General features: G+C 33.0%; 10 protein-coding genes and 2 rRNA genes. All 12 read right to left on the bottom strand.

Features of this window, described 5'->3' with window-relative positions:
- Positions 1–25: 25 nt before the first annotated feature.
- Positions 26–1,177 (bottom strand): amidohydrolase family protein, encoded by a 1,152-nt coding sequence (locus tag GXM21_RS00685; RefSeq protein WP_008540144.1) that lies wholly within the window; start codon positions 1,175–1,177, stop codon positions 26–28.
- Positions 1,178–1,203: 26 nt separating this feature from the next.
- The gene (locus tag GXM21_RS00680; RefSeq protein WP_008540145.1) at positions 1,204–2,517 is read right to left on the bottom strand and encodes an MFS transporter; all 1,314 of its coding nucleotides are present in this window, start codon (positions 2,515–2,517) and stop codon (positions 1,204–1,206) included.
- A gap of 107 nt (positions 2,518–2,624) precedes the next feature.
- Positions 2,625–3,773, bottom strand: a complete 1,149-nt coding sequence (locus tag GXM21_RS00675) for an iron-containing alcohol dehydrogenase (protein WP_008540146.1) — start codon at positions 3,771–3,773, stop codon at positions 2,625–2,627.
- Between the two features lie 272 nt (positions 3,774–4,045).
- Positions 4,046–5,026, bottom strand: a complete 981-nt coding sequence (locus tag GXM21_RS00670) for a hydroxyacid dehydrogenase (protein WP_008540147.1) — start codon at positions 5,024–5,026, stop codon at positions 4,046–4,048.
- Positions 5,027–5,047: 21 nt separating this feature from the next.
- The gene (gene dapA / locus GXM21_RS00665) at positions 5,048–5,920 is read right to left on the bottom strand and encodes a 4-hydroxy-tetrahydrodipicolinate synthase (protein WP_008540148.1); all 873 of its coding nucleotides are present in this window, start codon (positions 5,918–5,920) and stop codon (positions 5,048–5,050) included.
- A gap of 225 nt (positions 5,921–6,145) precedes the next feature.
- Entirely contained in the window at positions 6,146–7,162 is a 1,017-nt protein-coding gene (gene pdxA, locus GXM21_RS00660; protein WP_008540149.1) for a 4-hydroxythreonine-4-phosphate dehydrogenase PdxA, read from the bottom strand.
- Between the two features lie 9 nt (positions 7,163–7,171).
- Positions 7,172–8,464: a four-carbon acid sugar kinase family protein gene (locus GXM21_RS00655; RefSeq protein WP_039881510.1), complete on the bottom strand. Its 1,293-nt coding sequence runs from the start codon at positions 8,462–8,464 to the stop codon at positions 7,172–7,174.
- A 186-nt stretch (positions 8,465–8,650) separates the two neighbouring features.
- Positions 8,651–10,555 (bottom strand): sigma-54-dependent Fis family transcriptional regulator, encoded by a 1,905-nt coding sequence (locus tag GXM21_RS00650; RefSeq protein ID WP_163604658.1) that lies wholly within the window; start codon positions 10,553–10,555, stop codon positions 8,651–8,653.
- A gap of 317 nt (positions 10,556–10,872) precedes the next feature.
- Positions 10,873–12,057 carry a pyridoxal phosphate-dependent aminotransferase gene (locus GXM21_RS00645; protein ID WP_008540153.1) on the bottom strand — a complete coding sequence of 395 codons (1,185 nt, stop codon included), beginning with the start codon at positions 12,055–12,057 and terminating at the stop codon, positions 10,873–10,875.
- 15 nt (positions 12,058–12,072) lie between these two features.
- A complete protein-coding gene (locus GXM21_RS00640; RefSeq protein ID WP_008540154.1) occupies positions 12,073–12,867 on the bottom strand; it encodes a MetQ/NlpA family ABC transporter substrate-binding protein in 795 nt (264 codons plus the stop codon).
- A 152-nt stretch (positions 12,868–13,019) separates the two neighbouring features.
- Positions 13,020–13,136: ribosomal RNA gene (gene rrf, locus GXM21_RS00635) — 5S ribosomal RNA — on the bottom strand.
- Positions 13,137–13,217: 81 nt separating this feature from the next.
- Positions 13,218–16,130: ribosomal RNA gene (locus GXM21_RS00630) — 23S ribosomal RNA — on the bottom strand.
- Positions 16,131–16,307: the final 177 nt, after the last annotated feature.

Below are 16,307 nucleotides of genomic sequence, written 5' to 3'. Positions count from 1 at the left end.
TTTAAATACTGTACAGCTTTTTCTCTTAAAATGGAAATTCTACATTTCTATAAACAATTTTCCCATTAATAATTGTTACTTGTGGTACTATTAATTTTTGTCCTATAAAATCTTCATTCAATCTATTTTTCATATGAAATTCTTTATTTATTACTTTAAATATAGTAACATTTCCATGAGCTCCAACATCCAAAGTTCCTAAGCCATCTCCTAAATGATGTATTTTAGCAGGATTATACGTACATGCTTGTATTACTTCCTCCAAAGATAAACCTAAATTTAACCATTTAGACAACACTACTGGTAATCCCCAACACATATTTCTAAACATACTAGCATATGTTAAATCTGTACTTATAATATCTGGCTTAAATCCTTGTTCTATTGCTGGTCTAATTATAGCATATGAATGATTTATTCTAGCATCTGCTGAATCAAAAAATACACCTCTTTTTTGTGCTTTAAATATTGCTTTTTTTACTATATTATTTTCATCTAAAATTGTACTTCTTTTACCTTGATAAATATGACAAACAATATCTCCATCTCTCATTTTATTTATAATTTCTTCCATCTCACAAGGCGGATTAGTAACATGTACAGTTAAAAAACATCCTAATTTATTCGCCAATTCTATAACTTCATCTAATACATTATTACCAAATTTCTCTACAACCTCTGTCCCATATCTCAATTTTAATCCTCTACTATATTTAGAATCTTCTTGCATTATTTTCTTATATTCCTCTAATATATAACATCTAGGATCAATATTTTCTGGATATCTTTCCGTAATCTGTCCTGATGGAGAAACATTTATTGAATAATAAACATTTAATATACTATTATCTACTATATTTTTTTTAAAAGTTTTCCAATTTCCATATCCACAACTACCTCCATCAATAGTAGTTGTTACACCCATAGGAATTAAAGATACATCTGCTGGTAATCCGGATTCTGTACATTCATAAAAAATATGTGTATGTGCATCAATCCAGCCTGGACTTACATAATATCCTTCACCATTCAATTCATCATCAATTATATATTCTTTATTTAAATCATATTCTACTATCTTATTACACTCAATAGCTATATTTCCTTTTTTTATTGTTTTTTGCTTAGCATCAATTATATTTGCATTTTTAATTAATATATCTATATGTTGTTTCATTTTTACAACTCTTTTCTTAAATAAATTTATTCACCAATTTTTTTATTAAAATTAATCACTAAAGAACATAATCCTATACCCAAGCCAAAACATGCAAATAACAATATTGCTAAAAAATATGAACCAGTAGAACCAACTATTGCTCCTATTACTAATGGAATTATTGCCCCACCAATATTACCCACACAGTTCATACAGCCTCCAACCGTACCAATATTATTACGTTGTGCTAATGTTGCTGGTACAGTCCAATATAAACATCCAGACCATTTTTGAAAAAACAATGCTACAGTAATACAAATAATTGCCATATATATAGAAGTTGATTGACTTAACAATAACATTGCTCCACCAGTAGCTACACCAATTAATAATAAATTTCCATGCATAATTTTATTATATTTCTCTTTACCAAATTTTCGTTTTAATGTATCTGTAATTGTACCGCCTAATAATCCACCTAATACACTCACACCATAAATTATAAATAAAGCTCCTCCTAATTCTTTTATATCCAGATGATGTACTGTAGCTAAATACATTGGTCCCCATGTCATTAATCCATAAGCAATACAATTACCACAAGTAAAACCAAAACACATTCCCCAAAAACTTTTATGCTTGAAATATTGTTTTAATTCAACTTTTATTTTTTCTTTTTTATTATCAATCTGGTTAGCTTTCCATTCTTCTTCTAGTGCCTTTTTTATATAATCACGTTCGGCTTGATTAACATTCTTATTTGTATCTGGTGTTGTCATTAATCTTCTTCCACATATAAGTACAATTATTGCCGTTAAAATACCAATAGCAATAAGAGCTTCACGCCAACCATCTAACCATAATACAAATAAAGCTACAAGCGGTGCACCAAAAGCATTTCCTAAAGATGATCCTACATCTACAAGTGCGCTGCCACGAGAACGCTCAGTTGCTGGAAGCCATATAGATTGTAATTTAGCTCCTGCTGGATATATAGGTGCTTCTGAAACACCTAATAATGTTCTAATAAACATAAATAATTTACTACTACTAATTAGCCCTGTAAATATTTGGAAAATCCCCCAACATAAACCACCTATTAATAAAATTTTACCTGGCTTAAATCTATCACAAAGCCAACCACAAGGAATTTGCATTAATGCATAGCCCCAAAAAAATGCACTTAGTATTGCTCCTACAGTCTCTGGTGAAAAAGCTAATTCTTCTGTTATCTGTGGCATACAAACAGATATAACAGCTCTATCAATATAATTAATAGTACAAATTATTGCTAACATAAAGAAAATATTCCATCTTGCATTCGTCTTTTTTTCACTATTTAAATCTCTCTCTAACATTTCTATCCTTCTTTCTACTCTATTATATTTTCAATATATTTATAAAATTTACTAGTTAAAGATAAAGAATACAAAAACTATTTATATTCCTTATCTTATACAAATTCTTACATTACTTTTTTATAAATATAACGAATATCATCTAACGATAACTCTTTACAATTATTTACAAGTAAACGTGTTTGTTGACTACCTGCTTGAACTAAAAAATCTAAATCATCTGGTTTAACCCCAAATTCTTCCAAACTAGTTGGGATATTTGTATCTTTCACAATATCTGCAATTTCTTTAATAATATAATCCGCTTTTTCATCAATAGATTTCACTGCTAATTCTGGATATACAGCATCACAAAGCATTGCTAATCTATCTTTACAACCATCTTTATTAAATTCCATTACATATGCAAATAAAATAGCATTAGAAACACCATGTGCTATATGATACTTACCACCAAGAGGATAAGATAATGCATGTACTGCTGTCGTACCTGAACCTGTAATTGCTACACCACCATAAAAAGCTCCCAACATCATTTCAGCCTTAGCTTCTAAATCATCTGCGTTATTGTATGCTTTTCTAATATTATGAAAGATTTTACATGCTCCTTCTTTAGCATATGTGTCACTAAGTATAGTAGCTTTCTTAGAAGTAAAACATTCTACTACATGTGCTAAAGCATCTACACCTGTTGCTGCAATAATTTTAGGTGGTAATTTTGCAATCATATTAACATCCAATATTACATAATCCGGTATCATACAATTATTTACTATTCCTTGTTTTGATTCCTGTTCAGGAATAGCAACAATTGCATTACAAGTGGCTTCTGAACCTGTTCCACATGTTGTAGGAATCATTACTGTTTTTATTTGTTTTTTTGCAATACTACTATCTTTTAATAAATCGCGTAAACTATAATCAGCACCTAAAATAATACTGGCAAGTTTAGAAGCATCCATTACACTTCCACCACCAACACCAATAATTAAATCATATTTTATACTACCTACCTCATTAATTACACGTTCTACATCAGCTACAGCTGGTTCTGCTGTTAAATCATCAATAATTCTATATTGTACTGTTTTACAAATTTCTTCTACTTTATTACATAAACCTACAGCACGGACACCTTTATCTGTAAATACTAAAATAGAATTTACATTTTCTTTATCTATGATATCTACTAAGTTATCTATACTATCTTTACCTGCATAAATATTCGATGGTATTGTTAATTGATATGATTGCATAATATAAATCCCCCATAATATAATATTTTTTATTCTACATATATATTAATGCAAATATCATGCCAATTATAAATAGCTTAATTTTCTTAATAAAATTATAATTTGAAAGTTTTTATCGTTTTAACGCAACACAAAATCAATATAAAATGCAACACTTATTATATTATTGCAACATTAAATTAATCTACTATTTAAATTAATCTACTATTTTATAAAAAAAATGCAATTTAGTTTTCAGTGGTCAATTAACTAAATTGCATCTTTTTAACTAATTATTTATTATTCCATCTAGGATGTTCATACGCTTTAGGATTACATACTTTATCCCATTTTTGACCATTAATTACAGCCATAACACCTTCTGCCGCCATAGTTGCGACACCAGATGCAGCCTCTTTTGTCTGACCTGCCATATGTGGCGTTACAATAATATTTTCATGCATAAATAATGGATCATCTACGCTAATTGGTTCATGCACTACTACATCTGTTGCAGCACTATGAATCCAATTTTCTGATAAAGCTTTACATAATGCTTCTTCATTTATAATTCCACCTCGAGCACAATTTATTAAAATGCCCGTAGATTTCATTAATTTTAATTCTTTCTCACCTATCATATTTTTAGTTTTTGGTGTCAATGGTGTGTGAATAGATACTACATCTGCTTCTTTTAAAATGTCTTCCATTTCTGCTCTATAACCATAACCTTTAGCTTCAACTACTTCAGCTTTTACAAATGGATCATATACTAAAACTTTCATACCTATTCCTGTAGCCATTTCAGCTAAAATATTACCAATATGTCCACAACCTATTAAACCTAATACTTTGCCATTTAATTCATAAGCTTTATATTCACTTCTAATAGCAAAATTACCTTTACGCATTTCCTTATCACAACGAACCATATCTTTAGCACATGCAAACATCATTGCCATTGCATGTTCAGCTACTGAACGAGTATTGGCTCCTGGAGCTATAACTACAGGTATTCCTAACTCTGTTGCTGCTTCAACATCCACGTCATCTACACCTACACCTGGTCTTCCAATTACTTTTAAATTTTTACATTTTAGCATAGTTTCTCGATCAATAGAGCCTATACGTATTATTAATCCATCTGCATCAAGCAATTCTGGAAGCATATCTTTAGGCTTTCCAGAATTAGTAATAACAACATTAGCTCCTGCTCTTTCTAATACTGCCATACCATCATCATGTAATTTATGTGAAATAACTACTTTTGCCATAATTTCATATCCCTTTATTTTTTAATATTGTTTAAAAACTTCTTTTAATGCTTCTATAATTTTAGGATCAGTACAATTAGATGGTCTTCTTGCTGGTCCTACATTAAAGCCACGTAAATTTACTGCCAATTTAACTACAGAATTCGGATTTCCCATTTGCATCACATTTCTAAATGGACGAATTTTCTTTTGTGCTTCATTTGCTTTTTCAATATCGCCTTTAATAAAATAATTATAAATACTAACCATTAATTCCGGAAATACATTTGAACAACCTGATATTGCTCCTGTACCACCTGCCATAAGTGTCCATAATATAAGTGAATCACTTCCTGCCAATACATTAATTCTAGAATTTGTATTTTCAATATATTTTAATGTATTATCAAAGTTTCCACTACTATCCTTAATACCGATAATATTTTCAAATTCCATTAATTTTTTTACTGTTTTAAAATCAATATTATTGCCAGTTCTTGCTGGTATATTATATAAAAGTATTGGCATATCTACAGCTTTTGCAACTGCACTAAAGTGATTATAAATATCATCTTGACTAACTGATACAAAATATGGAGAAATTACAGATAAACAATCTACTCCCAAATCTTTTACCTTTAATGAAAATTCAATTGTTTCTTTTGTCGTAACACAGCCAGTACCAGCATAGACAGGTACACGACCATTTACAGCCTCTACTGCTGTTTTTATAATTTCATATTTTTCATCATTATTAAATGCATAAAATTCTCCATTTGTTCCTAATGGAAAAATACCATGAACACCTGCTTCAATTAGCATATTTATAAAATCTTTATATGCTGTAGGATTAAATTTTTCATTTTCATCTAATGCGGTTAAAACTGGTGTAATAAGACCTTTTGCTTCAAACATAATTTCATTCTCCTATTCTTGAATATGTATACATATTTAATATCTTAATTTTATAATACTATACATATATAATGCAAAAATCATGCCAATAATAAAATGCTAAAAAAATAAGCTTTTTTTATTTATATTATTTTATTGTTGCAAATTAATACATATATTGAAATAATTAACAACAAATAGTTGCACAAATAAAAAAAGCGATATATAAATATATCGCTTTTTTATTTATTTACTTAATAAATCATAAAATTTAACCTTTGCCATCTGCGCACCTAATCTCAAAGCTTCTAACATACTATTTTCACTTGCTTTACCTGTTCCTGCTACCGGAAAAGCTGTTCCATGATCAACAGAGGTTCTAATACATGGTAATCCTACAGTAACATTTACACCACTATCAAAACCTAATACTTTAATTGGTATATGACCTTGATCATGATACATAACTACTACAATATCAAATTCATCTAAATTAGCTGCACGATGAAATACACTATCTGGTGGCACTGGCCCTGTTACATTATAACCTTTAGCTTGCGCTTCTTTTATTGCCGGTACAATCTCTTTTTCATCTTCATCTCCAAATAATCCACCTTCACCACAATGTGGATTTAATCCAGCAACTGCAATTCTTGGTTCATCAAATCCCATTAATTTTAAAGTTTCTTGTGCTAAATCAATAACTTTACTAATACGTTCTTTTTTTACTACTTTGGGAACATCATGTAATGCAATATGTGTTGATACATGAATTACGCGAAGTTTTGGGCTTGTTAACATCATTGAAAAATCTTTTTGACCTGTTAAATGTCCTAAAATTTCCGTATGTCCTGGATAATGTACACCACCTAGATTTAATGCTTCTTTATTTAATGGTGCAGTAACAATTGCATGTATTTCATTTTTCATAGTATATTTTACTGCACTTTCTATATATTCATAAGCAGCTTTACCTGCTCTACCATCAACTTTAGCAAATGGTAAATCTACTGGTAAATTATCCAAATCTATAATATCAATTATACCCGCTTGATATTTTCCTTTCTCTGGATTATCAATGATATTACATTTAATATCTACTCCAATAATATCTATAGCGCGATTAATAATTTTAGCATCACCAAAAACTAATGGTTTTGCTATTTTATAGATATCTACATTATTTAAAGCTTTTACTATAATTTCTGGACCAACACCTGCTGCATCACCCATAGTTATTCCTAAAATAGGTCTTTTCATCATTAATTCCTCCTAATATTTTACTCCAAATTCTTCAATAGCTCGTATTGATTTTATAAATACATCAGGCTTTCCAAAAGCTCCTGCTTTTGTCACAATAAAAAGTTTTTCTAAATTATCACTTTCAATATATCCTAAAGGCACACCATTATCAATTTCTGATATGATTTTTATACTATTTACACCAATAGCGCGACAAATATGCACAGCCATATCTCCACCAGTTAAAATCATTCCTGATAAACTATTTACTTCAATACTTTTTATTAATTCTGCCATAATAGTAGCAATTTTTTCACTGATTTCTTTTCTTGATAAATTATATTTTTTACCAATTTCTATTGCTTTTTCAACTTCATCATCTGATTGTGCAGTAGCTAACAATATATTTTTTTGTTCTCTAATTAATTGATTTATAATCTGTGATTTTTCTATCAATTCACTATTTTTATCTTCTAATAATCTAACCATATTTATTTTTACTAAATTTATTTTTCTCTGATTTAACAATGTTCGCACTTGATTCTGCGTAATATGACTGACACTTCCCGCACAAACTAATACAGACCCCTTACGTTTTTTCATAAATAGCTCTTTATTACCTTTCCATTTATAAAAATATGGTAGATATTCTGCTAATCCTGCTGACCCCACCCACAAAATATTTTTATAACTACTCACAGCATCCATTAAAGTTATAAAATTTTCTTCTTCAATAATATCACAAACAATCCAACGTTTTTTTTCTTGTAAAAATTCTACTATTTTTTTACTAATTATATCTGTTCTTTGACGAAGCAATTTAAAATCTAGTATCGCTATTTTTTCATTTACTTGTTCTGTTAAAATAGATGGTAAATACGATTTTTTTACTGGAGTTTTTGGTGCATTAGCTATTTCTGTAAGCTCTATAGGCTTACCTTCTAATAAATGATATCCACCTATTGTAACTCTTTGATTTGCTGGATACGCTGGCGCTATTATCACTATATCAGGATTAAACACATCATCAACTGCTTTTATTTCTGCACCTAAATTACCTCGTAGTGTTGAATCAATTTTTTTATATATACATTTAATATCATATTTAGATATCTTTTCACAAATATCTTTTACTTTCTTATATGACAACTCTTTATCTAAATCTCTACTATCTGTATCTACCACAATAACTTCTTTATCTTCAACATCTTCCATCTTCATAAAATTTATTTCTACACTAGATTTTATATTTCTTTTAGCAAATTGCAAAGCTGTATCATTTGCTCCCGTCAAATCATCTGCAATAACAGCTAATTTTATCATATCTTCACCTTCTTGCACCTTTATTATTAAATATATAAATGCAAAAATCATGCCAAAAAAGTCCTTCTACAAAATTAAGTATTTTACATATCTTTCATAAAAATGTGTTGCAATTTATCATTTATTTCGTTATATTTTGCAACAAAAAAGCTATATACTAATATAGTATATAGCCAAAATATATTTTTATTTATTTTTTAACTTTCGCCAAAGAGTTGTTCTATGAATTCCCAATCTTTTTGCGGCTTTAGTATAATTATAATTTTCCTCAACTAAAATTTTATGCAATAATTCTATTTCCATTTGTGCTAAATTTTTATCTACAGTATTAATTGATTCGGTACATTCAATTATTTCTTTTTCATTTGAGATTAAACTTTCTTTATCATCTTCATAAGCATTTATTACATCTTGTTTAGTAATAGTATCTCCATCTGTAAGTAACATTATACGTTCCATCATATTAACAAACTGTCTAATATTTCCTGGCCATTTACAATTACTTAAAAATGACTTAGCTTCTTCTGTTATACTTTTTAAATTAAGATTTATATATTGCATCTTTTGTAATAGTTTATCTGCTAATAAAGGAATATCTTCTTTTCTTTCAGCTAAAGTCGGCATATGTATTCGTAAAATATTTAAACGATAATACAAATCACTACGAAACTTTCCTTCTTCTACCATTTTCGATAAGTTTTGATTAGTCGCAGCAATAATTCTAACATCTATAGGAATTATACTTTCACCACCTAAAGGCATTACTTCACGTTCTTGCAATACTCTTAAAATTCTAGATTGCAAAGATAAAGGCATTTCACCAATCTCATCTAAAAATAATGTGCCTCCATGAGCTAATTCAAACATCCCTTGTCTACCACCACGTTTAGCACCAGTAAATGCACCATCTACATAACCAAATAACTCAGATTCTAATAAATTTTCAGGTAATGCTGCACAATTTAATGCTACAAAAGGACCTTGAGCTCTATCGCTTATATTATGAATTCCTTGAACTAACATCTCTTTACCCGTGCCTGATTCTCCTGTAATTAAAATAGTTGAATTAGTTAAAGCATATTTCTTAGCTTTATTTTTCATCTTAACACAAGCTGGTGATTTTCCAATTGTATCTTCTAAAGAATACTTTGCCACTAATCCTTTAGAAGATAATTTTTTACGAATATTACGTTCTAATTTTTGCATTTCAGAAATATTTTGTAATGAATATATACTTCCTTTATTTACATCTTTTACATATATTGAAGATTTTTTTATTAAATACTGCTTATTATATATATTTATTAATAATTCTTCTTCTTCATTTAATTTTTTTTCATTAATCGATGAACAAATATCTTCTAGTTTTTTTCCTAAAACTTCATATTTTATTCTATGAAAAATTTTTTCTGCTTCTGGATTAAATAAACTTATACGATTTTCCTCATTTGTTGCAATAATTCCATCATGCGATTTTTGAATTATTGTTCTTATCATTTCAGATTTATGTTCATCTTGACGACGTACTTTTGCTATTAATAAAGCTTCTTGTAATGCACGATAAATAGATTCTTTTCCCGAATTAATAAATTTTCCATTTATACCATATTTTTTAGCTAATTTTACAGAAATGGCATCACCTACAATAAAATCTATACCCCTATTAATAGCTCTATTTATTTTCATATCTGCTTCTTCTGCTTTACTTATTAGAATCTCCACAAAATTAGTATTTAATATTTTAGCAATCTCTTCTACACCATAGATCATATTTTCAAAACCCGCTATTCCAATATTATCTGGCATTTTCTTTAATTCTAACAATGATTGTAAAATATCAGTAATAGTAACTTGTATATACACCATAGGGATATCAACTTCTTTTTCCAATAAAGATGCTGTTCCACCTCTACTAACAATAACTTCTATACCATCATTAATATATTTTTTTACTACTTCTTCTGCTTCTACTAAATCAGCTTCAACAACTTTAAATAAATCCTTTTTATCTGAAAACCTCTCTTCAATAACTAAATAAGCATCTTCTGCTAATTTTTTAAAAGGTGCAATAAATAAAACTTGTTCTTTCATAAATTCATCAAATCCTATCATAAATATTAGCAATAATATTATAATACATTATTAAATGAAATAAAAAGTATTCTAAATAATACTTCTATTTATATCTAATAAGTTTTTATTAAGAAATAAAATTATATTTACTCTCTATTTTATAATGAATTCCCTATATAAATATACTTAATATTTTTGCTATATAAAAATATAATTTTCCATTTAAAAACATTCTAATTACCTTAAATTTATTTAAGTATTTAATAAAAAAAACTGTATTTCAAAAATTGTTTTATATACAACTTTTGAAATACAGTTCATATATCCAGTCCTTTTTATCTCCAATCTATATTTTGAGCATTATTAACTTTTTTCTTTAGTGTTTCCAATCTTGTGAGTGCTTCATTAAGAGTTGCATCTTCTTTTGCAAAATGAAAACGAATTAAATTGTGTACATCTTCATGGAAGAAACTAGAACCAGGTACAGCTGCCACTCCTACATTTGCTGTCATCCATTCAGCAAATTTATAATCATCTTTTACGCCAAATTCTGAAACATCCATAAGCACATAATATGCCCCTTGTGGTTCAGTAAATTGAAAGCCTAAATTTGCTAATCCTCCCACAAAAAGTTTCTTCATATGCGTATAATGATCTTGAAGTTCTTTATAATATCCATCTGAAAAATTTAAACCTACTACAGCTGCTTCCATAAGTGGTGCTGCTGCACCAACAGTTAAAAAGTCATGGACTTTTTTAACTCGATCAATGATATTTGGTGGAGCTATGACATATCCCAATCGCCAACCTGTAATAGAATACGTTTTGGAAAGTGAATTACATATGATTGTTCGTTCACGCATACCTGGCAATGTAGCCATATATACATGTTTATGAGGTTCATAAATAATATGTTCATATACTTCATCAGTAATAACATATGCATCATATTTAATTGCAAGTTCAGCAATATTTTCAAGTTCTTTACGTGTAAATACTTTTCCGCATGGATTTGACGGATTACAAAGAATAAGTGCTTTAGCACCGCTACGAAATGCTTCTTCTAATAAATTTACATCAAAATTAAAATCTGGTGGAACTAGCGGAATATATATAGGCTCTGCTCCGGAAAGAATTGTATCAGCTCCATAATTTTCATAAAACGGAGAAAAAATTGCAACTTTATCTCTAGGATTTATAATTGACATCATTGAAGCCATCATTGCTTCTGTACTCCCACAAGTAACAACAATCTCACTATCAGGATCGATTTTCATACCTGAAAAATGTTCATGTTTTCGTGCTAAAGCTTCACGAAAATTTTGTGCACCCCATGTAATTGCATATTGATGTGGCCCCATTTTTGCCACTTCAGCTAACCTATCTGTAATTTCTTTTGGTGGTGCAAAATCTGGAAAACCTTGTGAAAGATTAATTGCATCATATTTATTAGCAATACGCGTCATACGTCTTATAACCGAATCACTAAAATTTGATGTACGCTTACTGAGTTCATACATATATATCTCTCCTCATTAATCAGCTGAAGTAATTGTTCCTTTAAAATGCTCATTTATAAAAGTTTTTACAACATCAGAATGATAAATATCTAAAATCTTTTTATAATCAGGATTATCCTTATCCTCTTTACGTGTTGCAAGTATTACAACTGCTAATGGTTCATTTTTATCTTCAAAGAAAATCCCCTGTTTTTCTACATTCAACCCAGCACTCATTACGTAATTCATTGTTATTACAGCTATGTCTACATCTTCTAAACTACGCGGAAGTTGTGCTGCTTCAAGCTCTTGAAACTTTAAATTTTTAGGATTATCTATTATATCCTTAACTGTACTTTTAAATTCTAATCCATTTTTTAATTTAATAAGACCAGCTTTTTCTAAAAGCATCAATGCTCTCCCAGCATTTGTAGGATCATTAGGAATTGAAACAGTTGCTCCATTTGAAATATCTATCATATTATGAATTTTATTACTATATATTCCCATTGGCATAATAATAGTTTTTCCTATGGATGTTAAATCAGTACCTTTATTTTCATTAAAATTATTAAGAAAAGGTTCATGTTGATAAGCAGCAAGTTCCACCTCTCCATCAGATAGTGCCAAATCTGGCGTTATGTAATCTGAGAATTCAACAACTTTAACATTAAGACCTTGTTTATTTGCTTCTTTAGCAACAATCTCTGCTATTTCTGCATGTGGTCCAGAAGTTGCACCTATGCGAATTTCTTTTTGAGTACTTATCCCACAACCTGTAATAAATAATGAAAATATAAATAATAGTGCAAAAAAGGTATATTTTTTCATACCAAAACCTCCTCTTATTTTCTAGTTATCCAATATGATATATATAAAATTCTTTTTTGTCAAGATTATATACAATATATTTTATAATTAAGTGCAAGACTAATTTTTTTAGAAGACAAAAAAAGCACTGAAATATTCAGTGCTTTTTTCTTAACTGGCAACTTCCTATCCTCCCAGCACGTCTCCATGCAAGTACTTTCGGCCTCTAAATGCTTAACTACTGTGTTCGGTATGGGTACAGGTGGAACCATTTAGGCATCGTCACCAGATATTCTCTTTTTTCTTTTTTGAAAGATATCAATCTTTCAAAACCACTCAGAAGATTACTTTGCTCCAAGTCATTTCTTTTTTAAGTTAAGCTCTCGACATATTAGTACCAGTACGCTACATTCATTACTGAACTTCTACTCCTGGCCTATCAACCTCGTCATCTTCAAGGTGTCTTTCAAGCTTTCGCTTCGGGAGACCTCATCTTAAGGCAAGTTTCACGCTTAGATGCTTTCAGCGTTTATCTTTTCCGGACGTAGCTACCCAACTGTACCCCTGGCGGGATAATTGGTACACCATTGGTCCGTCCACTCCGGTCCTCTCGTACTAGGAGCAGCCCCCTTCAAGTCTCTTACGCCCGCGATGGATATGGACCGAACTGTCTCACGACGTTCTGAACCCAGCTCACGTACCACTTTAATGGGCGAACAGCCCAACCCTTGGGACCTGCTCCAGCCCCAGGATGTGATGAGCCGACATCGAGGTGCCAAACCTCCCCGTCGATATGGACTCTTGGGAGAGATTAGCCTGTTATCCCCAGGGTAGCTTTTATCCGTTGAGCGATGGCCCTTCCACTCGGAACCACCGGATCACTAAGCCCTACTTTCGTACCTGCTCGTCGTGTCTGACTCGCAGTCAAGCTCCCTTCTGCCTTTACACTCTTTGCGCGGTTTCCGTTCGCGCTGAGGGAACCTTTGGGCGCCTCCGTTACATTTTGGGAGGCGACCGCCCCAGTCAAACTGCCCGCCTGATACTGTCCTGAGAGTCGTTACTTCTTCAGTTAGAGGTCCAATAAATAAAGGGTGGTATCCCAAGGTTGACTCCATATCAGCTAACGCCAATACTTCTCCGTCTCCCACCTATCCTGTACGTTATTTACCGAACATCAATGTCAGGTTGCAGTAAAGCTCCATGGGGTCTTTCTGTCCAGTCGCGGGTAACCTGCATCTTCACAGGTACTTCAATTTCACCGGGTCCCTCGTTGAGACAGTGCCCAAGTCGTTACACCTTTCGTGCGGGTCGGAACTTACCCGACAAGGAATTTCGCTACCTTAGGACCGTTATAGTTACGGCCGCCGTTTACTGGGGCTTCAATTCAAGCCTTCGAGTTTCCTCTAAGCCCTCCTCTTAACCTTCCAGCACCGGGCAGGTGTCAGCACCTATACGTCAGATTTCTCTTTTGCAGGCACCTGTGTTTGTGCTAAACAGTCGCTTGGGCCTCTCTTGTGCCACCGGCTGACGCTCCAGAAGTAAATCCCTTCACATCCTCCGGCTATCCTTATCCCTAAGTTACGGATACAATTTGCCGAGTTCCTTAACGAGGGTTGTCCCGCGCACCTTAGGATTCTCTCCCCGCCTACCTGTGTCGGTTTCGGTACGGGCGCCTCATCTCTCACTAGAAGCTTTTCTCGACAGCATGGCTCACTTGAATTTGACTTTACCGAAGTATCGTCTATCTATCAGTTCTCGGTCTTATACAGTACGGATTTACCTATACTGCAACCTACCACCTTCGACACGCACATCCATTCGCGTGCTCAAGCTACCTTCTGTGTCACTCCATTGCTCAAACGATTTGAAGCGGTACAGGAATATTAACCTGTTGTCCATCGCCTATGCTTTTTGCCTCGGCTTAGGTCCCGACTTACCCTGAGTCGACGAGCGTTGCTCAGGAAACCTTAGGCTTTCGGTGGAACAGATTCTCACTGTTCTTTTCGCTACTCATACCGGCATTCTCTCTTGTATATCCTCCAGCGCTCCTTCCGGTACACCTTCAGTCGGATATACAACGCTCCCCTACCCAGAATTATATAATCCTGCCGCGACTTCGGTTCTGTACTTGAGCCCCGGACATCTTCGGCGCAAGGCCTCTCGACCAGTGAGCTATTACGCACTCTTTTAATGGTGGCTGCTTCTAAGCCAACATCCTGGTTGTTTATGAAGTCTTACATCCTTTTCCACTTAGTACAGCATTGGGGACCTTAGTCGGCGGTCTGGGCTGTTTCCCTCTTGACTACGGGTCTTATCACTCGCAGTCTGACTCCCAGGGTCTTAATTATAGCCATTCGAAGTTTGACTAGGGTCGGTAGGCTTTACGCCCCCTTGCCAGATCAGTGCTCTACCGTCTATAATCTTCCCTGAGGCTAGCCCTAAAGCTATTTCGGGGAGTACCAGCTATCTCCGCGTTCGATTGGCATTTCACCCCTATCCACGGTTCATCCCAAAGTTTTTCAACACTCACGGGTTCGGTCCTCCACGCATTTTTACCTGCGCTTCAACCTGACCATGGATAGATCACTGCGGTTTCGGGTCTACACCATGTTACTAGTCGCCCTATTAAGACTCGCTTTCGCTTCGGCTCCGTGTCTCCCACTTAACCTCGCAACATAATGTAACTCGCCGGTTCATTCTTCAATAGGCACGCCGTCGCACTCTTAAGGTGCTTCGACTGCTTGTAGACATACGGTTTCAGGTTCTATTTCACTCCCCTCCCGGGGTTCTTTTCACCTTTCCCTCACGGTACTATGCGCTATCGGTCGCCAAGTAGTATTTTGCCTTGGAGGGTGGTCCCCCCTGCTTCCTGCAAGGTTTCACGTGTCTCGCAGTACTCTGGATACCAGCCCGATTGACTTCTTTTCGCCTACAGGTGTTTTACCTTCTGTGCATGGCCTTTCCAAACCATTCGACTAAGAAGTTTCCTCTTTTTGCCGGTCCTCAACCCCACAAAACCGAAGTTTCATGGTTTGGGCTCTTCCCCTTTCGCTCGCCGCTACTTAGGGAATCTCAATTGATTACTTTTCCTCTGGGTACTTAGATGTTTCAGTTCCCCAGGTCTGCCTCTTTCGTACCATCACATGACTGATGGTGGGTTGCCCCATTCGGATATGCATGGATCACTGGATGCTTGCTCCTACCCATGCCTTTTCGCAGCTTACCGCGTCCTTCATCGGCTCTTGGCGCCAAGGCATCCGCCGTATGCCCTTGTTCACTTAACTTACTTAAGGTCATTTGCGTTTGTCTTCGCTAATGTAATTTGTTTAAATCCTAAAATGCTTGGTTCAATCCACTTTAAACTCATAAGAGAAGCTAATTCTTTTAATGAGGTTAGAACTTTTGTTCTAACTATAGTATCTGTAAATGATAAATCATTAACAGCCTACTTATATGGTGAA

The organism is Megamonas funiformis (genome assembly GCF_010669225.1).
GTDB classification, from domain to species: Bacteria; Bacillota; Negativicutes; order Selenomonadales; family Selenomonadaceae; genus Megamonas; species Megamonas funiformis.
The sequence above is the reverse complement of the archived record's forward strand: the minus strand, read 5'-3'. Positions and strand labels throughout refer to the sequence as shown.